The 18,635-nt window shown below is 69.6% G+C and carries 14 protein-coding genes; 7 read left to right on the forward strand and 7 right to left on the reverse strand.

Annotated elements, in window-relative coordinates:
- Positions 1 to 216: 216 nt before the first annotated feature.
- Genes uvrC through whiA form a run of 4 tightly spaced genes read left to right on the forward strand, consistent with a single transcriptional unit; the run spans position 217 to position 5,052 of the window.
- Positions 217 to 2,175 (forward strand): excinuclease ABC subunit UvrC, encoded by a 1,959-nt coding sequence (uvrC, locus tag ACLJQ7_RS18585; RefSeq protein WP_410649445.1) that lies wholly within the window; start codon positions 217 to 219, stop codon positions 2,173 to 2,175.
- A gap of 50 nt (positions 2,176 to 2,225) precedes the next feature.
- A complete protein-coding gene (gene rapZ, locus ACLJQ7_RS18590) occupies positions 2,226 to 3,083 on the forward strand; it encodes an RNase adapter RapZ (RefSeq protein ID WP_101606758.1) in 858 nt (285 codons plus the stop codon).
- Positions 3,070 to 4,044, forward strand: coding sequence for a gluconeogenesis factor YvcK family protein (locus ACLJQ7_RS18595; RefSeq protein ID WP_410649446.1), 975 nt, complete (start codon positions 3,070 to 3,072; stop codon positions 4,042 to 4,044). Before rapZ ends, ACLJQ7_RS18595 begins: the two co-directional genes overlap by 14 nt.
- 18 nt (positions 4,045 to 4,062) lie before the next feature.
- Complete coding sequence (whiA, locus tag ACLJQ7_RS18600; RefSeq protein ID WP_034311722.1) at positions 4,063 to 5,052, forward strand: DNA-binding protein WhiA; 990 nt, start codon at positions 4,063 to 4,065, stop codon at positions 5,050 to 5,052.
- A gap of 61 nt (positions 5,053 to 5,113) precedes the next feature.
- Here the strand turns inward: whiA and ACLJQ7_RS18605 are convergent, their stop codons facing one another.
- The 4 genes from ACLJQ7_RS18605 to ACLJQ7_RS18620 are packed head-to-tail and all read right to left on the reverse strand — an operon-like array spanning position 5,114 to position 10,907.
- A complete protein-coding gene (locus ACLJQ7_RS18605; RefSeq protein WP_410649447.1) occupies positions 5,114 to 6,067 on the reverse strand; it encodes a prenyltransferase/squalene oxidase repeat-containing protein in 954 nt (317 codons plus the stop codon).
- Positions 6,064 to 6,771 (reverse strand): class I SAM-dependent methyltransferase, encoded by a 708-nt coding sequence (locus ACLJQ7_RS18610; RefSeq protein ID WP_410649448.1) that lies wholly within the window; start codon positions 6,769 to 6,771, stop codon positions 6,064 to 6,066. The genes ACLJQ7_RS18605 and ACLJQ7_RS18610 overlap by 4 nt, the downstream gene beginning before the upstream one ends.
- Positions 6,765 to 7,979: a glycosyltransferase family 4 protein gene (locus tag ACLJQ7_RS18615; protein WP_410649449.1), complete on the reverse strand. Its 1,215-nt coding sequence runs from the start codon at positions 7,977 to 7,979 to the stop codon at positions 6,765 to 6,767. Before ACLJQ7_RS18615 ends, ACLJQ7_RS18610 begins: the two co-directional genes overlap by 7 nt.
- A gap of 3 nt (positions 7,980 to 7,982) precedes the next feature.
- Positions 7,983 to 10,907 carry an FHA domain-containing protein gene (locus ACLJQ7_RS18620; protein WP_410649808.1) on the reverse strand — a complete coding sequence of 975 codons (2,925 nt, stop codon included), beginning with the start codon at positions 10,905 to 10,907 and terminating at the stop codon, positions 7,983 to 7,985.
- A 71-nt stretch (positions 10,908 to 10,978) separates the two neighbouring features.
- On the opposite strand from ACLJQ7_RS18620, the gene ACLJQ7_RS18625 reads away from it, so the two are divergent.
- Entirely contained in the window at positions 10,979 to 11,908 is a 930-nt protein-coding gene (locus ACLJQ7_RS18625) for a hypothetical protein (protein ID WP_410649450.1), read from the forward strand.
- Positions 11,909 to 11,994: 86 nt separating this feature from the next.
- Here the strand turns inward: ACLJQ7_RS18625 and ACLJQ7_RS18630 are convergent, their stop codons facing one another.
- A complete protein-coding gene (locus ACLJQ7_RS18630) occupies positions 11,995 to 12,873 on the reverse strand; it encodes a sterol desaturase family protein (protein ID WP_410649451.1) in 879 nt (292 codons plus the stop codon).
- 83 nt (positions 12,874 to 12,956) lie between these two features.
- On the opposite strand from ACLJQ7_RS18630, the gene ACLJQ7_RS18635 reads away from it, so the two are divergent.
- Positions 12,957 to 13,568, forward strand: coding sequence for a TetR/AcrR family transcriptional regulator (locus tag ACLJQ7_RS18635; protein ID WP_410649452.1), 612 nt, complete (start codon positions 12,957 to 12,959; stop codon positions 13,566 to 13,568).
- A gap of 105 nt (positions 13,569 to 13,673) precedes the next feature.
- On the opposite strand, the gene ACLJQ7_RS18640 is transcribed toward ACLJQ7_RS18635, so the two are convergent.
- Both ACLJQ7_RS18640 and ACLJQ7_RS18645 read right to left on the reverse strand, forming a co-directional pair.
- Positions 13,674 to 16,196, reverse strand: a complete 2,523-nt coding sequence (locus tag ACLJQ7_RS18640) for a PQQ-dependent sugar dehydrogenase (protein ID WP_410649809.1) — start codon at positions 16,194 to 16,196, stop codon at positions 13,674 to 13,676.
- A gap of 422 nt (positions 16,197 to 16,618) precedes the next feature.
- The gene (locus ACLJQ7_RS18645; RefSeq protein ID WP_410649453.1) at positions 16,619 to 17,056 is read right to left on the reverse strand and encodes a PPOX class F420-dependent oxidoreductase; all 438 of its coding nucleotides are present in this window, start codon (positions 17,054 to 17,056) and stop codon (positions 16,619 to 16,621) included.
- A gap of 109 nt (positions 17,057 to 17,165) precedes the next feature.
- Here ACLJQ7_RS18645 and ACLJQ7_RS18650 point away from each other — a divergent pair, with 109 nt between their 5' ends.
- The gene (locus ACLJQ7_RS18650; protein ID WP_410649810.1) at positions 17,166 to 18,617 is read left to right on the forward strand and encodes a hypothetical protein; all 1,452 of its coding nucleotides are present in this window, start codon (positions 17,166 to 17,168) and stop codon (positions 18,615 to 18,617) included.
- Positions 18,618 to 18,635: the final 18 nt, after the last annotated feature.

An 18,635-nucleotide genomic window follows, 5' to 3' on the forward strand; every position in this document is an offset into this window, starting at 1 on the left:
TCATCTGACGAAGAACCGAGTGAAGTGGAACTGGGACGGAAAGTAATCACCCGATTCACCCGCTAGGAACCAACGAACGTCTGATCCGGCCGAAGACCCGACTTAGGTCGGTATACGTAATGAAAGACCGACCGCATCGTGGTAGGCGCCACCCGAATGAGTGCTAGAGCATGGGGGCCCGCAAGACTGTCGGTGGTGCCCCATAGGCTTGGCGGCGTGGCTGACCCGACCACCTACCGTCCCTCGCCGGGGAGCATCCCGGACGCCCCTGGCGTGTACAAATTTCGTGACGCCACGAAGAGGGTCGTCTACGTCGGCAAGGCGAAAAGCCTCCGCAGCAGGCTGAACTCGTACTTCGCGGACCTCACGGGCTTGCACCCGCGCACGCGCCAGATGGTGACGACGGCGGCGAGCGTCGAGTGGACCGTGGTGAGCACCGAGGTCGAGGCGCTCCAGCTGGAGTACAACTGGATCAAGGAGTTCGACCCGCGGTTCAACGTCCGCTACCGCGACGACAAGAGCTATCCGGTCCTCGCCGTCACGATGAACGAGGAGTTCCCGCGTCTGCACGTCTATCGCGGCGCGCGCAAGAAGGGCGTGCGGTACTTCGGTCCGTACGCGCACGCCTGGGCCATCCGCGAAACGCTCGACCTGCTGCTCCGGGTCTTCCCCGCGCGCACCTGTTCGGCGGGCGTCTTCAAACGGCACGGCCAGATCGGCAGGCCCTGTCTGCTCGGCTACATCGGCAAGTGCTCCGCGCCGTGTGTGGGCAAGGTCTCCGCGGGCGAACACCGCGCGATCGTCGAGGACTTCTGCGATTTTCTCGCCGGTCGCACCGACGCGCTGATCCGCCGCCTGGAACAGGAAATGGCGGCCGCGTCCGAAGAGCTGGAGTTCGAGCGCGCGGCCCGGCTGCGCGACGACCTCGGCGCGTTGCGGCGCGCGATGGAGAAGCAGGCGGTCGTGCTCGGCGACGGTACCGACGCGGACGTAGTCGCCTTCGCCCACGACGAACTCGAAGCCGCGGTCCAGGTCTTCCACGTGCGCGGCGGCCGGGTCCGCGGCCAGCGCGGCTGGGTGATCGACAAGGCCGAAGAAATGGACGTCAAGGATCTCGTCGACCATTTCCTCACGCAGTTCTACGGTGAGGAGGCCGAGCGCGCGGACGATCCCGACCTCGGGTCGCCGGTGCCGCGCGAGGTCCTCGTCCCCGAGTTGCCCGCCGACGCGGAAGCGCTCGGCGAATGGCTTTCCGGGCTGCGCGGGTCGAGGGTGAGCCTGCGGGTGCCGCAGCGCGGCGACAAACGCGCGCTCGCGGAGACCGTGACCCGCAACGCCGGCGAGGCGTTCACCCAGCACAAGCTGCGCCGTGCCGGCGACCTCACCGCGCGTTCGGCCGCGCTGGCGGAACTGCAGGACTACCTGGCGCTGGAAACCGCGCCGCTGCGCATCGAATGCGTCGACATCAGCCATATCCAGGGCAGTGACGTGGTGGCGTCGCTCGTGGTGTTCGAGGACGGGATCCCGCGCAAGTCCGAGTACCGGCGCTTCGCGTTGCGCGAGGCCGCGGAGGAAGGCGACGTCGCCTCGATCGCGGAGGTCGTCCGCCGCAGGTTTTACCGGTACCTCAAGGAAAACGCCGAAGGTGCCGAGGTCGATCCGGACCGTCCGGGCATCGACCCCGAAACCGGCAAGCCGCGCAAGTTCGCGTACGCGCCGAACCTGTTGGTCGTCGACGGCGCGGGCCCGCAGGCCACCGCCGCCGCGGACGTCCTCTCCGAACTGGGCGTCACCGACGTCGCCGTGGTCGGCCTGGCGAAGCGGCTGGAGGAGGTGTGGCTCCCGGGCGATCCCGATCCGGTGATCCTGCCGCGCACCTCCGACGCGCTGTATCTGTTGCAGCGGCTGCGTGACGAGGCGCACCGGTTCGCCATCCGATACCACCGCGAGAAACGGTCCAAACGGATGCAGGTGTCCGCATTGGACGGTGTGCCCGGGCTGGGGCAGGCTCGCCGTACCGCGCTGATCAAGCATTTCGGCTCGGTGAAGAAACTCCGCGAAGCGCGGATAGAGGAGATCGAGGCGGTGCCCGGCTTCGGCAGGCGCACCGCCGAAGCGGTCGTCGCGGCACTCGCAGGGGAAACAGCCGCGGCGGCGGGGGAGTCCAGTACGTGACCGGTGAAGGGACCATCGTGAGTGCGCAAGAAGAAGGCCGCGGTTCGGGGATGGAGGTCGCGGTCGTTTCCGGTCTGTCCGGCGCCGGCCGCAGCACCGCCGCGAAATGCCTGGAGGATCTGGGCTGGTTCGTGGTGGACAACCTGCCGCCCGAACTGATCGCCACCATGGTCGAGCTCGGCGCGCAGGCGCGGGGCGCGATCACCAAGGTCGCCGTGGTGATGGACGTGCGCTCGCGCGCGTTCACCGACGACCTGGCGTCGGTCATCAAGGACCTCGACGCCCGCGGGTACAAGCCGCGCGTCCTGTTCCTGCAGGCGACGGACGCGGTGCTGGTGCGCCGGTTCGAGGCCGTCCGCCGAGGTCACCCGATGCAGGGTGACGGCAGGCTCGCCGACGGCATCACCGCCGAGCGCACGCTCCTGGAGCCGCTGCGGGAGGAGGCCGACCTCGTACTCGACACGTCGTCGCTTTCGGTGCACGACCTGCGCGCCAAGATCGAGGACGCCTTCGGTTCCGAGGCGAGCACGCAGACCAGGGTCACCGTGCTGTCCTTCGGCTACAAGTACGGCCTGCCGATGGACGCCGACCTGGTGATGGACGTCCGGTTCCTGCCGAACCCGTTCTGGATCCCGGAGTTGCGCGACCACACCGGCCTCGAAGGCGAGGTCCGCAACTACGTGCTCAGCCAGGAAGGCGCGGACGAGTTCCTCGACCGCTACCACCAGCTGCTGCGCCTGATCGGCGCGGGCTACAAGCGCGAGGGCAAGCGGTATCTGACGCTGGCCGTCGGCTGCACGGGCGGGAAGCACCGCAGCGTCGCCATTTCCGAGGAGCTCGCCCAGCGTCTGTCCAATGAGGACGGTATGGCCGTGAAGGTGGTGCACCGCGACCTTGGCCGCGAGTGATCCGCGCGCGGTCGCACTGGGGGGCGGGCACGGCCTGCACGCCACCCTCACCGCGTTGCGCCGGGTGACCTCGCAGGTCACCGCCGTGGTCACCGTCGCGGACGACGGGGGCTCGTCCGGCAGGCTGCGCCGGGAGCTCGGGCTGCTGCCGCCGGGCGACCTGCGGCAGGCCTTCGCCGCGTTCGCCGCCGAAGACGGCGGAACCTTGTGGGCCGAGGTGTTCCAGCATCGCTTCGGCGGCGACGGCGCGCTCGCCGGGCACGCGGTCGGGAACCTGTTGCTGGCCGGGCTGTTCGAGGTCCTCGGGGATCCGGTCGCCGCGCTCGACGAGGCGAGCAGGCTCATGGGCATTTCCGGCCGTGTCCTGCCGATGTCACCCGAACCGCTGGAGATCCAGGGTGAGGTTTCGGGGCTGGACGCCGAGAATCCCGAGGCGGTCCGGCGGATCCGCGGTCAGGTGGCGGTGGCGACGACCCCGGGGCAGGTGCACCGGATCAGCCTGCACCCGCCCGGCCAGGCCGACCGGCCGCCCCGCGGCTGCGCCGAGGCGATCGAGGCGGTGCTCGAGGCGGACGTGGTGTTCCTCGGCCCCGGGTCGTGGTTCACCAGCGTGCTGCCCCATCTGCTGGTGCCGGATCTGCACGACGCGTTGCTCCGAACGGACGCCACGAAGGTCGTGATCCTCAACCTGATCCCCCAACCGGGGGAGACGGCGGGGTTCTCGCCGGAAAAGCATTTGGACGTACTGTTCGAACACGCCCCGGAATTGCGGGTGGACGCGGTCATCGCGGATCGTGACTCGGTGCCCTCACCAGCCCGGTTGCGAGACGCTGCCGGGAGACTGGGCGCGCGGGCGTTGCTGGGGGCGGTGGCTGACCCGGTCGTGACGGGGCGGCATGATCCTGATGCGCTCGCGGGCTGTATGCGGGACGCTCTGGAGTCTCACCGGGGGAGGAGCTGAAGGTATGGAGGGGCAGCGATGGCGATGACCGCCGCCGTGAAGGACGAGCTGAGCCGGCTGGAGATCACCAAGATCGGCCCGCGCCGCGCGGAGGTCGCGTCGATGCTGCGATTCGCGGGCGGGCTGCACATCGTGGCCGGCCGCGTCGTGGTGGAGGCCGAACTCGACACCGGTTCGGTGGCGAGGCGGCTGCGCAAGGAGATCCACGAACTGTACGGACACCAGTCCGACGTCCACGTCATTTCCTCCAGCGGATTGCGCAAGGGCACGCGGTACGTCGTCCGGGTGGTCAAGGACGGCGAGGGGCTCGCCCGGCAGACCGGCCTGATCGACCAGCGCGGCCGTCCGGTGCGCGGGCTGCCCGCGGCCGTCGTGTCCGGTGGCGTCGCCGACGCGGAGGCCGCCTGGCGCGGTGCGTTCCTGGCGCACGGCTCGCTCACCGAACCCGGGCGTTCGTCGTCGCTCGAAGTCACCTGTCCCGGCCCCGAGGCCGCGCTGGCGCTCGTCGGCGCCGCCCGGCGGATGGGCATCCAGGCCAAGTCGCGTGAGGTCCGCGGTGCGGACCGGGTCGTCGTGCGTGACGGCGACGCCATCGGTGCGCTGTTGACCCGGCTCGGTGCGCACACGAGCGTGCTCGCCTGGGAAGAGCGGCGGATGCGCCGCGAGGTGCGCGCCACCGCGAACCGGCTCGCGAACTTCGACGACGCGAACCTGCGTCGTTCGGCCCGCGCGGCCGTCGCGGCGGCGGCCAGGGTGGAGCGCGCGCTGGACATCCTCGGCGAATCCGCCCCGGACCACCTGCTCGCCGCGGGCAAACTGCGCCTGTCGAACCGGCAGGCTTCGCTCGAAGAACTCGGTCAGCTGTCCGAGCCGCAGATGACCAAGGACGCCGTCGCCGGCCGGATCCGCCGTCTGCTGGCGATGGCCGACAAGAAGGCGAAGGAACAGGGCATTCCGGACACCGAATCCGCGGTCACGCCGGACATGCTGGAGGAAGACGAAGCCTGAGTAGCCCGCGTTTAGTCCTCTCGATGCGGTAGTTGCGCGTGCGACGACCGCATCCAGAGGACTAAACGCGGTGTTCGCCGAAGACCTCGCAGGTGGCCACCTCGCCGGCCATGGCCGCCGTCGCCAGGAGGACGGCGCCCGAGGTCCACGTGGTGCGCTCGTCCGGCCAGAATTCTTCGTCCGCGTACTGATAGCCGGTCCAGTACGAGCCGTCGTCGAGCCGGAGCCGGGTGAGGCACGCGAGGAGTTCGCCCGCGCGGTCCCGGTCACCGCGGGCGGCGAGGGTCAGTGCCAGTTCGGCGGTCTCCCCGCCGGTGACCCACGGCTCGTGGTGCACACAGCGCACTCCCAGCCCGGGAGCGACGAACCGGTCCCAGCCCGCCGCCAGCCGCGCCAAGGCGTCGGCGCCGGTCACCACGGAGCCCAGAACCGGGTAGTACCAGTCCATCGCGTGCGGTTTCGCCGCGAACAGCCGCGGCTCGCCGACCAGGGCCGCACGCAGCCGGTGTGCCGCGTCCCGCCATTGTGGACGGTCCAGTCCCATCGTGGACGCGAGTGCCAGCGCCTGCGTCAGCGCGTGGTGGATGCTGCTGCATCCCGCGACCAGCCGGACTTCGGGGTCGTCGCGCCAGGAGATGGCGCCAGACGGTTGCTGCCGCCGCAAGACGGCGTCGACGGCTCTGTCCACGACGGGCCACATCCGGTCCAGCCAGGCATGGTCCCCGGTCAGCAGGAAATGGTGCCGCGTCCCGACCGCGACGTAGGCGGTGAAGTTCGTGTCCATAGTGGACAAGTCGATCTCGTCGTCGTGGTACCGGGCCGCCCAGGATCCGTCCGGGCGCTGGTTGCGGACCAGCCAGCCGTACGCGGCTTCGGCCTCGGCCCCGAACGCGGCGGCGTCCAGCCCCATGGCGGCTTCGAGATGGTTCCACGGGTCGAGATGACCGCCGGTCTCCCAAGGGATCCCGCCGTCCGGCCGCTGCACGGCCGCGATCGTGGCGGCGGTGGCCTTCACGGTTTGCGCGCGTAGACGACGAGGCTCTTGCCGAGCACCGGGTTCAGCGCCCACTCGGCGAACCGCACCGGCCGGGGGCTCCGCATGATGTCCCAGACCAGGAACCGGTGGTACAGCGCGCAGAGCCGGTGCTCCTCGTCGGGACCGACGGCGCATTTCAGCCACCAGTACGGCGAGTGCAGGGCGTGCGCGTGATGGCCGCCTTCCGTCCGCAGCCCGGCTTCCCCGATCTTGCCGAGCAGTTCGCGGCGGCGGTAGATCCGGATGTGCCCGCCTTCGACCTCGTGATACGCGTCCGAGAGCAGCCAGCAGATCCGCTCCGGCCACCAGCGCGGCACGGTCGCCACCAGTCTGCCGCCGGGCGCCAGCACGCGGCTCGCCTCCGCGAGCACCGTCCGGTCGGCGTGGATGTGCTCCAGCGTCTCGGCCACGATCACCCGGGTGAATGAACCACTCGGGAACGGAAGCCGGAGGGCGTCCGCGCGGACGGCCAGCGCCGAAGCGGTGGCGGGAGCCTCGCCCGCCTCCGCCAGGTTGGCGAACATGTCCCGCACGTGTTTGAGCGCGATGTCGTCGAGGTCGGCGGCGACCACGTCCGCGCCGCGTTTGAACGCTTCGTAGGCGTGACGGCCGTCGCCGCAACCGAGATCCAGCACCCGGTCCCCGGGGCCGACGGGGAACCGTCCGAAGTCGACGGTCAGCATCCGGCACGCTCCCGGCCGAGGACACGCCGGTAGTACGCCGCGGTCTCCTCGGCGGTGCGCCGCCAGCTGAGCGCACCGGCCGTCGCCAGGCCGCGGTCCGCGAGGTCGGCGCGCAGGTGTTCGTCGCCGAGGACCTTGGTGAGCGCCTCCGCGAGCGCCGGTACGTCACCCGGCGGCACCAGGATCCCCGCGTCGCCGACGACCTCGGGAAGTGCCCCACCCGTCGTCGCGACGACCGGTGTCCCGCAGGCCATCGCCTCGGCGGCCGGGAGCGAGAACCCCTCGAACAACGAAGGTATACAAGCGATTTCGGCGGAGCAGAGCAACCGTGCGAGTTCGTCGTCGGTCAGCCCGCCGACGAATCGGACGCCGGCGCCGGGGCCGAGCCGGGCGAGCGCCCGCGCCGCCGGGCCGTCCGGTTTCGGTTTGCCGACGATCACCAGTTCGCCCTCGATCCGTTCCCACGCCGACAGCAGGTGATCGAGCCCCTTCAAGGGTTCGTCCGCGCTGGCGGTGACCACGACGCGTCCGGGGACCCGCGGGATCTCCGGCCGCGGCCGGAAGAACCTCGTGTCGGCGGCGAGCGGGACGACGTGGATCCGGTCCTCCGGCACGCCCATCTCCCGGCCGATGGCCGCGCGGGACGCCTGGGACACCGTCAGCGTCGGCAGCCGCCGTGCGACCCGGTGCTGCATGTCGACGAACCCGTACCACCGCTTGACCCGTGCCGCTTCGCGTCCGGTGACGGTCGCGAGCTTCAACGCCCGGTCCACGGCGATCGGATGGTGGACGGTGGCGACCGTCGGCAGTCCACAGTGGAGCATTCCGTAGCCGAGCCCCTGGTTGTCGTGGACGAGGTGGAATTCGCCCCGGCGCTTCGCGAGATGACGCGCGGCACGCAGGGAGAACGCGAGAGGTTCGGGGAAACCGCCGCGTCGCATGCCGAGGAACTCCACCCACGACGGCAGATCGCGCAGTTCACCCGGCCGCGGTGTCCGGAAGGGATTCGGCTCCGCGAACAGGTCGAGCCCCGGGATCTTCGTCAACCGCACGCCGTCATCCACCTCCGGGTAGGGCGGCCCGGACAGCACCTCGACGTGATGCCCCAGCGCGGCGAGTTCGCGGCTCAGATGCCGGACGTACACGCCCTGGCCGCCGCTGCGCGGGTTCCCGCGGTAGGTCAGGAGCGCGATCCGCAGTGCGCTCACCGCTCACTCCCGCGCGCCCCAGTAGCCGAGCTGCTCGCGGATCTTCCGGGTTTCGCCGTGCCGTTCGCCGCGGACCTCGACGGAATCGGCCAGCAGCAGGGCCCAGGTCGAGAGCGCCTCGGTGACCTGGCCCGCTTTGGCGAGCGCGAGCGCGAGACCGAACCGGCGGTCGAGGACGTCGGGATGCCGCTCACTCAGCCGTCCCCTCGCTTCGTCGAGGAGCCGTCGATACTCCGAAACGGCGGGGGGGGGCTCGATTTCGGCGCTCCAGAACGCGATGTTGTGCCGGACGTGGCTGACGATCTCGTCGTCGCCCAACGCCTGCTTCGCCTGCGGCAGCAGTTCCCGGGCGAGGCGGAGGGCCTCCTCCCCGTTCCCGGTCTTGCCCGTCGCCACCGCGAGGAAATGCCGGGCGTGCAGCGTCTCGCGATGGTCGGCTCCGAGGGCATGGGTGGCGTCGCGGACGAGAGCTTCGAACTCCGCCCGGGATTCTTCGTAACGGCCGAGTTCGGCGAGCAGATGCCCGATGTTGTTGCGGATGCTCAAGACGTCCTCGTCGTCACTCGACAGGGTGGTCGTGGCGATCGGCAGCAGTTCGCCGAACCGGGCGAGCGCGCCGGCCGCGTCGCCTGCCTTGCCGGTCCACGTGGCGTGCCTTGCCTTGCAGCGCAACGTGATCCGGTCGGTCTCGCCGAGTTCCCGTGCCGCGCGGTTCGTCCAGGCCGCCCAGCGTTCCCGGTTCTCGACGGGGATGTGCGACGCCCGGCGGTCCAGCGAGGCGAGGGCGTCTTCGTGGAGTCCGGCGAGCCAGAAGTGCTCGGCCTCGTTGGCTGCCGCGTAACTCTGCTCCGGCGTCGGCTCGTCGTCTCCGGTCACGAGTGCCACCTCCGAGGTCGCCGCCGCCAGCCGGGCGTGCGTTCGTTTCACTTCGCTGGGGAAGAGCACCGGCGGCTCTCCGGTCCACAGGACGGTTTCGTCGGCGAGACCCGCCCGCGTCCGGCTGACCGAGTCACCGAACCCGGCCAGGACGTCGCGGACGTGCACCCGCCGGTCCGGTCCGCCCGCCGCCGCGCTCGCCGCGGTGAGGATCGAGATCGGGACGGGCCCGCGGGTGGCGGCAGGTCCCAGCAGCTCCAGCAGGATCGTTCGCTCCGGTCGCGGCGAGGCCACCGCGCCGGTGCCGCGCTGGTCCTCCTCGTCCTGGTCCTCCTGCGTGACGCTGATGAAGGTGACCGTCGAGTCGCCGAGCCGGAGCACGTCGCGATGCGCCAGCTCGGCGTTCAGCACCCGGTGCCCGTTGACGAAAGTGCCGTTGGCGGAGTCCCGGTCGGTCAGCCACGCCGTAAAGCCGTCCCAGTGGATCTCGCAATGGAGCCGGGAAACCCGCGAATCCCCGAGCCGGAGCGCGGCGTTCCTGCTGCGGCCGAGCGTCGTGAGCCCGAAGGACAGTTCGTGCCGCGCGGGCGGCAGCCCCGGGACGTCGACGATCAAGGTGGCGGGGGTGATCCTCGGTGAAGTCGGTGAGCCGGTGTCGTGTTCCGGCAGGGGGGTCCAATCGGCGGCCTCCCTGGGCTCCCACTCCGGGTCGGACCCCGGCGGCCGCTCGAAACCGCCTGCCATCACCAGCGGGATCTCCACCGCGGGCGGAAGGCGGGCCGGATCCCGCGTCGCCACGACCGTCGTCACCAGGTCCAAGCCCGGGTCCGCAGACAGGCTTCGCATCAGGCCGCACAGGCGTTCCCGGACGTCGGGGTCGAGGTCGTCGAGCCCGTCGATGGCGATCCGGACCGGTGCTGCCGCGGTCCACTGTGGAGCGAGCGTCCGCAGCGGACCGAGCAAGGCCAGGTCGAAAGCGCTGGCCCCACTGCGGGCGGCGTCGTCGAGCCCGGCATGGTGAGCCTGCTCGGCTTCGGCGAAACCGGGCACGGTGCGCCGCAACTGGCGGGCGAGTTCCCGCGCGAGCCGCTCCGCCGTGTCGCCGCGGCTCGCGAACAGGACGCCGTGCAGGAAGTCGGGCGGCACATAGGAGCCGGCCACCGACGGCCGGGCGAGCGCGGCGAGCATGGTCGACTTCCCCGCGCCGGCTTCACCCGTGATCGCGACCAGCCGGGCGCCGGTGAGCAGGCGCCCGACGGTCTCGCCGAGTTTCGGATCCTGCTGGTAGTTCGCGGTGAGCCGTTCGATCCGGGGCGCGGCCGGGTTGCCCGCCAGCGGGGAGCGCCGCCAAGAAGGGGAGGAGTTCAGCGCGAGCCACAGCCCCTGATCGGCCTCGGCCACCTCACGGGTGCCGTCGAAACCGAGGTGGATGGCGGTCTGCATCGGGCACAGGCCGGTGATCACCCGTTTGAGATCCGCGCAGCGGACGCGTTCGCCGAACTCCGCGTGCCCCGACCGCAGGACCGAGACCAGTGACCGGCTGAAACAGCCGTTGGCCGCGACGCGGTCGTCCGAGGCGGTGAGCAGGTCGAAACGTTTGCCCGCTTCGCCGACGATCCTCAGCCAGCGTTGGCCCGCCTGCCTCGCCCCGATACCGGCGTGGCAGGTGTCGAGCAGGATCACCAGACCGTCCAGCGTCGAGTAGCGGCCGAGCAGCTCCTTGATGCGCTGGGCGAACAGGAACGACCGGCGGCTGTCCACCGGCAGGCCGGTGTCCTTGGTGAGGAAGTAGAAGTCGTCGTCGGCGTATTCGCCGTGGCCGACGAGCGAGAGGAAGAGCGTCGCCTCGTCGTCCGACGCGCGCTCGAAGGCCTCCACGAGCGCGTCGTCCAGCTCGACCATCGTCGGGTCGACGAGCAGGCCGCGGCCGTCTTCGAGCGCGGGCACGCAGCCGCCGATCTCGGGGTCGAGCAGGGCCGTCGACACCTGATGACCCGCGTCGGGGAGGAACGAGAGAAGGTTCAGTGAGTCGCATTGCGACGCGACCACCAACGACCTCCGCTCTCCCACGGAGATCACTTTGTCTCATCGGACGGTCACCGGCAAGGGCGGGCCGCGATACCGTGCGCCATGGCTCGGATCGTTCTGGTGCACGCATCGCCCAGGAACAGAAGTCCGCGGACACGCTCGAGGCCGAATGGCTGCCGAGTCTCGCGGGCGGTGTCCGGCTCGCCGGTGACGCCACGCTGGCCGACGCCGTGTGGCGTGACGCCCGGCCCGGCGACGCGCGGATGGCCTTCTACGGCGACCTTTTTCGCAGGGACGGCCAGCAGGGCGGCGCGGACGAATTCACCGCGGACGAGTGGGCGCTCGCCGAGACCCTGGCGGCGGAATGGCTCCGGAACGCGGCTTCGTCGGCGTCCCGCGAGACGGACCGGGACCGGGCGAGGGTCGAATTGGCTCAGCTCGGAGGCCTGGCGGGGGAGACCCAAGGGGTACGCGCGGCCGCCCGCCCGGTGCTGAACGCGCTGGTGCGGCTGAAGCCGTTCGCGCGGCTCGGGGTGGCGTTCGCCGAACGCGTGGTGATCAAGGCGCTCAAGCAGGTGACGCTGTACCTCACCGACGAAACGATCCGGGAACGTGTGCAGGAGCGCGTCGCCGAGCACATCGGGCCGGAGACGGAGGTGCTCGTCGGGCATTCGCTCGGTTCCGTCGTCGCCTATGAAGCCGCCCACCTGCACGGCCGTCCGTTGCCGCTGCTGCTCACCCTCGGCTCGCCGTTGGGCCTGCGCACGGTGGTTTACGAACGGACCCGTCCGCAGCCGCCGTCCGTCCCGCCCGGTGTCGCGCGCTGGGTGAACCTGGCCGACCGGGACGATCTCGTCGCCGCGCGGCCGGATCTGAGCGGGCTGTTCCCTGGCGCCGACGGTGTCCTGGACAGCGGCTACACCGTCGACAACGGGGCGAAACCGCACGAGGCGGCGTTCTACCTCGCGAAGCGACGGACCGGTGAGGTCCTCTCCCAGGCGTTGACCCGCGGCGGGCAGGCGTAACGCGGCGACGAGTGCTCGAGCGGGAACTCGTGCTCACCGATGTGGCCCTCACGCAGCGGCCGCCGCCGGAGATCCGCCCGGAGAACTCACCGGCCTTGCGCAGGAGCGCTTAGCGCCTCCTTGGGCTGCCAGCCCGGCGGGCCGAACACATAGCCGAATTTGTCCCGCCACGACTCCGCCGCGCGGACGTCGCGCAGGATCGAGCCGTACTCGTGGAAGCCGACCTTGAGCAGGTTGTAGGACTCGACGCTCTTGGTCAGCCCGTAGGTCGGGCGTTTGCCCTCCGGCACGAAACTGCCGAACATCCGGTCCCAGACGATGAGGATGCCGCCGTAGTTCGCGTCCAGGTATTCCTGGTCGCTACCGTGGTGCACACGATGGTGTGAAGGCGTGTTGAACACGTACTCGAACCAGCGCGGCAGTTTCCGGATCTTCTCGGTGTGCACGAAGAACTGGTACACGAGGTCGATCGACAGTCCGGTGAGGATCATCCACGGCGGAATCCCCGCGAGCGCGAGAATCGACCAGAACGGCAGCTGGAAGTACGGGGTCCACTTCTGCCGCAACGCCGTCGAGAAGTTGTAGTGCTCGCTCGAATGGTGCACCTGGTGGCCTGCCCACATGAGCCGGACGCGGTGGCTCGCCCGGTGGTAGGCGTAGAAGACGATCTCCTGGCCCAGCAGCATCAGGACCCAGGTCCACCAGTCGTGCGGGCTGAACTTCACCGGCGCCAGTTCGTAGAGCGCGGCGAACACGAACAGCATGGCGATGCGGAAGACACCGTTGATCACCACCGCCACCGCGCCCATCGACATGCTCGTGCGCGTGTCCTTGACGCTGTAGCCGATGACGTTGTCGTCATGGCCCAGTACGTGCAGAGCGAGGATCTCGATCGCGACGAACAGGAGGAACACCGGTGTCGCCATCAGCACCGGGTCACTCAGATGGGCAAGAAAATCCGCCACCGCACTTCTCCCTGGTCCGCCCCGTTATCTGACCATCAGGTAACTTACCCGAGGGTCACTTACCTCAGGGTAAGATAATCGCCGTGACAGAAGCAAGGGCCGTCGGCACGAAGGGGGTGCCTCGTGAAGAGCGGGAAACCCAGATCGTGCGCGCCGGGACGGAGGAATTCGGCAGGAACGGGTACGCCGGGGCGTCGATGGTGGAGATCGCCCGCCGGGTCGGCGTCACGAAACCCTTGCTGTACCAGTACTTCGGCTCGAAGGACGGGCTGTACCTCGCCTGCCTTCACCGGGCGGGGGACAGGCTGACCGAAGGGGTCGCCGAGACGATGGCGACGGAGGCCGAGCCGCCGGAACGGATGCCGCTCGCGGTGCTCTCGGCCATTTTCGAGACGTTCGACAACGACCGGTACGCGTGGAAGCTGCTCCGCGACCCGACGGTGCCTTCGACGGGTGAGATCGCCGGCGTCGCCATCGACTACCGCTACCGGCTCGACGGGTTCGCCCTGGTCGGCGCCGCTCAGCTGATGCGCTCACGGGGCCTGGACGACGATCGCGACATCGAGGCGATCGCCCAGGTGTGGACCGGCGTGGTCGATTCGCTGATCAGCTGGTGGATCGACCAGCCGGATCAGGACGCCGCGGCGATGACCGAGCGGTGCGGGCGGATCATGCGGAACCTGTTCGGCTGGTGAACGAAAAACCACCCCGCCGGGAGAACCCGGGCGGGGTGGCGTTCCTCCAGCTCACACTGGATACGGTCGGGGTGCCCGGCGCCGCTCCGGACACCCCGGCCGTGCTCAGGACGCGGCGCTGGATTTGCCGCGTAGCTTGACGTTGTCCGTCGAGGCGTTCTTGATCGCCGTCTCGATCTGCGCCATCGTCGAGGACGAGGACAAGCCCGGCACGGTCGCCGACTTCAGCGCGTAGAGCGTGAAGGTGTAGGGATGGCTGGAGCCGCCGGGGCAGGGGCCGAAGTACTTCTGCGAGTTCGCCCCGCTGCCCATGGCCTTCTGCTTGGCGCCGTTCTGGTTCGGAACGGAGTAGCCCGCGCCCAGGCCTTCGGGCAGTGACACTGTGGACGCCGTGGACGCCGCGGACGCCGGGATGTCCCAGATCGCCCAGTGCAGTTTGTTGCCGTTGTTGGCCACGTCGGCGAAGACGATCGCGTAGCCCTTGGCACCGGTGGTCCCGGCGCCCCATGCCAGCGGCGGGGAGGTGTCCTGGCCCGCGGTGCCGTCACCGGCGCAGGTGAACTTGTCCGGGATCGACGCGTTGTCGGCGAACGCGGAACTGGTCAGCTTGAACGCTCCCGGCTGTGCGGCGCCGGGGAACTTCAGCCGGACCACGACGTTGTCGATCCCGCTCGGGGTGCCGCCGTTCTTGTCCGCGTTGGTCGAGGTGACCCACAGGCCGCCGTCCGGGGTCTTGGTGACCGAGCGGAGCCTGCCCCAGCGGCCGGAGAACAGCGACTGCACCGAGCCGACGCCGTTGCCCGCCGCGTTGATCTGGGTGGCGAAGAGCTGTTCGCTGGTGACCGCCGCGACGTAGATCCAGTCGTTGACGATCTCGATCCCGCTCGGCCCGCCGGAACTGGTCGGCCAGGTCTTCTTCGGCGCGACCGTGCCACCACAGGTTCCGCTGGTGCCCTCGCACTGGGGCCAGCCGAAGTTGCCGCCCTTCTGGATCAGGTTGAGCTCGTCCAGTTTGCCGTCGCCGAACTCCGAAGCCCACAGCTGGCCGCGGGAGTCCCACGCCAGGCCCTGCGGGTTGCGGTGTCCGAAGCTCCACACGTAGCGGGCGTTGCCGCCGGTGGAGAAGAACGGGTTGTCGCTCGGAGCCGATCCGTCGGGGTTGACCCGCAGGATCTTGCCGTTGAGCGAACCCTTGTTCTGCGCGGTTTCCTTGTTCTGCCCGTCGCCGACGGTGGCGTAGAGCTTGCCGTCCGGGCCGAAGCGCAGCCTTCCGCCGTTGTGGTAACGGTTCTTGGCGATCCCGGTGAGCACCGGGGTCGAGGACGAAGACAGTTTTCCGTTGTCGTAGGTCATTTTCACGATCCGGTTGTCGCCGGATGCCGTGTGGTACAGGTAGATCGCGTGATCGGTGGCGTAGTTCGGCGAGATCGCGATGCCGAGCAGGCCGCCCTCGCCGTTGGTGCCGACCGCGCCGGGCACCTTGCCGACCGTGGTCTTCTCACCCGACGGCGTGATCCGCAGGATCTCGAACCGGTCGCGTTCGGTCGCCAGCGCCGTGCCGTCCGGCAGGAAGTCGACCGACCAGGCAAGGTCCGCCTTCGTGATGTCCTTGTCGTACTCGGGAATCCCACCGCCCGCGGCGCCGCTGGTCTTCGCGGTCAGCGCGGTGCTCGCGGCCGAAGCGTTGCCGTCGAGGTCGCGCGCCTTCACCGTGAAGGTGTACGACGTGTTCGCGGTCAGGCCGGTCACCGTGGCTTCGAGCGAAGGCGTCGTCGCGACCTTCGTGGTGCCCTGGTAAACGTCGTAACCGGCGATGGTGCCGCTGTTGTCCGTGGAAGCGTTCCACGCCAAGGAGACGCTGTTCGCGGTCACCGACGTCGAGCGGAGGTTCCCCGGCACCGTCGGTGGGGTGGTGTCCCCGCTGGGTGGGGTCGTGAACTGGACGACATTGCTTTGCTGTGAAGGGTTTCCGGCCGCGTCGAAGGCGCCGACCGAGATGTCGTAGGCCGTGTTCGGCTGCAGATTGTCGACGGTCGTGGTGAGCGTGTTGCCGTCGACGGTCTTGAGGACGTTGCCGCCGCGCATGACGTCGTAGCGGACCACGCCGACGTTGTCGGTCGCGGCCTCCCAGGTGAAGGTGGCGCTGCGGGCCTTGACGTCCTTGGCGGCCAGGTTCTTCGGCGGGGTCGGCGCTTCGGCGTCGAGGACCCCGCTCGCGGTGAGCTTGTCTGCGTTGGGCCCGCCGTTCGCGGTCGTCGCGGTGGTGCGGATCTTGTTGGCCCCGGCGGCCAGAACGACGTCCTTGGTGATGGTCTTCCAAGTGGTCCACGCCCCGGTGCCGGGGAAGGACAGCGTCCCGGCGGCGGTGCCGTTGACGCTCAAGGAGACGGGCCGGTCGATCGTGGTTCCGTTGGCGTAGCGGAAGGTCAGCGTCCGGGTTCCGGCCTGCGCGGCGTTCACCGTGTACTCGACATAGCTGCCGGCGACGTTGTCGAAGTTCACGAACCCGGTGCCGGAATAGCCCGCGTGGTTCTTTTCGACGGCGCCTTGGGAGATCGCCGCGGTTTCGGATTCGTGCTCGGTCGGTGCCGCGCCGGCGGGCAGCGCCGGCAGGACGGCGAAGGTCATCGCCGTTGCGGCGGCACACGTGAGCAACGCGCGCCACGGTGGTCGGGGTGCCACTGGAGCCTCCATGCGTGAAGTTCGGGGTCGGGAGGTGCAACGGCGGACCGGGCGAGCCCGGCGGGTGACGTGGAGTTTAGTTAGGAAACTTTCCTATCTATGTTTCAAATCACACACCAGCGGGTGCTTCGTGTCAATACTTGACCAACATCAACACGGAGGGTCACGCTCCCCGAACGCGTCCTTGCACACGCAAGTACCGCATCCAGAGGACTAAACGCGAGGAAAGGGTGTCGCGGCCAGCGACATGTCTCCGGGTCGGCGGGTTGCGAAAGCCACTTTCGCAACCTTCAGCGTTGCGAAAGTGGCTTTCGCAACGTCGCTTTGGTGATACACACGCAGCAGCCGTGCACCCGGAGAGGGAAGCGTCAGCCGGCGATGTCCGCCCGCGCGATCACCTTCGTGATCCGTGCCCGCACCAACGACTCCTCCGGGACGGCGTTCCGCTTGCCGTAGGCCTCGGCCTGGTCGGCGCCCATGTACCGCCCACCGAGCTTGGTCGCCCATTCGAGCATCTCGTCGAGATCGTCGTGCAACACGGCTTCGGCGGTGAACTGCACGTACGAGTACGGCGGCTTCTGGTCGTCGACGGCCAGCGAAAGCCGCGGATCGCGTCGCAGCGCCTTCCCCTTGAGGGTGTCCGTGCCGGTGGTGAAGATCAGTTCGTCACCGTCCGGCCCCTCGTTCAGCAGGAACCACACCGGCGTCACGATCGGTGCCCCGTTGGCGCGGACCAGGCCGAGCATGCCCGTCCGCGTGCCCTCGCTCGCGAACTCCCACCATTCGTCCCGGCTCATTTCACGCATGAACCAGACGCTACCGCCGCCCGGAACCCCGGGCACCCCGGTCACCCGTGCGAGGTGCCGGGGGCGGCGACTAGCCTGGCCTGCTGTGCGAGACGACGAGCTGACCGGGATGGGGCTGGCCGACGAGGGGCTGACCCGCCGCCTCAAGGCGCTGGCCTGCACCGCGCCCTTGCACGACCTCGACGCGCGCAAGGCGAAGCTGGACTGGGCGGACGCCACGATCTACCAAATGGCCGAGATCGCCCTGCATACGATCGACCAGGTCACCGTCTCGATGGACTTCGACACGGGCGCCGACCACGAACAGGTGATCACGCGGCTGCTGCCGTTCGTGGCGCTCCAGGCGCCCGGCCGGACTCCCGACGAGCATGCCAAGGTCGCCCGGTGGGTCCTCGACAATCTGATCAATGTCGGCACCACCGATCGCGGGTTCCGTCGCGTCTACGGCTCCATCGGCCCCGGCGGCGGCTACCAGCGCCGCCAGTTCGACTTCAAGCTGCTCGTCGAGCTGGCCGCGCCCGACGGCGAGGTCTACCTGCGCGCCACCGACGAGGCGATCAACGTGCTCGTCGGCGCGCTGGACACCGACGTCGAGTCCGCCCAGATCGCGGCCGAGGTCAAACTGGAGAACCTGATCAACCGGGGCCGCCTCGCCGACGCGAAGCTCGCGGCGGAACAGGCCCGCTACCGGACGGTCCAGTACGGTGAGACGCTGCGTGCCAAGCTCGACGCCACCCGTCGCGACGTGCGCGCGGTCGACTGGGAGCGTGAGGTCCCGGACCTGCTGGACCAGGCGCTGTCCCATATCGAGTCCCGCTTCCGCGCCGAAAACGCGATCCTCAAGAACATCACCGCGTCGAGGGACGAGACCGAAGACCTCGACCGGAAACGCCGCGCGGCCGAACTCGTCGACATCGTCGGCGACTGCATCCGCCGCCACACGCGGCTCCAGTCGAGGCTGGCCGACGCGGGCGCGGTGTTCCGCGCCGAACAAGACCGTCAGCAGTTCTCCGGGCCGCCGCAACGCGCGACGATCGACCTGTTCGGCCAGCTCCTGATGCCGACGCTGGGCCTGCCGATCGCCGAAGCCGTCGCGCCCGCCGAATCGTTCTTCCACGCCGGAGCCGGGATCTCCCCGCCGACCGTGCCGTCGCTGTCGTCGCTGGTGTCGTTGCTGCTGCGGCCCGCCCCCGAACGCGATCAGCTCGTCGGTGAGATCCCCGAACCCGAGCTCATGCCCGCCGAGGTCACCGACCGGTTCGGCGACGAGCAGTGGCGGCTCGCCGACGACCTGCTCGACCTGCCGGAGGTGCCGCGGCGGTTGTCCGGGCTGCTCGAAGAAGCCCGCCGGATCGATCCCGGGCTGCCCGCCCTGGTCGCCCTGCGGGCGGTGCACGCCTACAGTCCCGAAGTCGGCGCGGCGCTCCGGCAGGGGGAGCGCCAGGTGCTGCTGGCCGTCGACGACGGCACGCTGCTCGAAGACCCCGAGTTCGGCGGAGCGGATCTGCTGCTTTCGTCGGCCGCGGTCGATCGCCACGACGAAGAGGAGGAGGTCGCGTGACGACAACCGGGGACGTCG

The sequence above is a fragment of the Amycolatopsis sp. cmx-4-54 genome, from assembly GCF_046548895.1.
Lineage (GTDB): Bacteria > Actinomycetota > Actinomycetes > Mycobacteriales > Pseudonocardiaceae > Amycolatopsis.

Bases quoted from the DNA above. Each gene is read 5' to 3' on its own strand.
- ACLJQ7_RS18640 (WP_410649809.1), bottom strand. From the start codon at position 16,196: ATGACCTTCGCCGTCCTGCCGGCGCTGCCCGCCGGCGCGGCACCGACC.
- whiA (WP_034311722.1), top strand. From the start codon at position 4,063: ATGGCGATGACCGCCGCCGTGAAGGACGAGCTGAGCCGGCTGGAGATC.
- ACLJQ7_RS18650 (WP_410649810.1), top strand. From the start codon at position 17,166: ATGGGGCTGGCCGACGAGGGGCTGACCCGCCGCCTCAAGGCGCTGGCC.
- ACLJQ7_RS18645 (WP_410649453.1), bottom strand. From the start codon at position 17,056: ATGCGTGAAATGAGCCGGGACGAATGGTGGGAGTTCGCGAGCGAGGGC.
- rapZ (WP_101606758.1), top strand. From the start codon at position 2,226: ATGGAGGTCGCGGTCGTTTCCGGTCTGTCCGGCGCCGGCCGCAGCACC.
- ACLJQ7_RS18610 (WP_410649448.1), bottom strand. From the start codon at position 6,771: ATGCTGACCGTCGACTTCGGACGGTTCCCCGTCGGCCCCGGGGACCGG.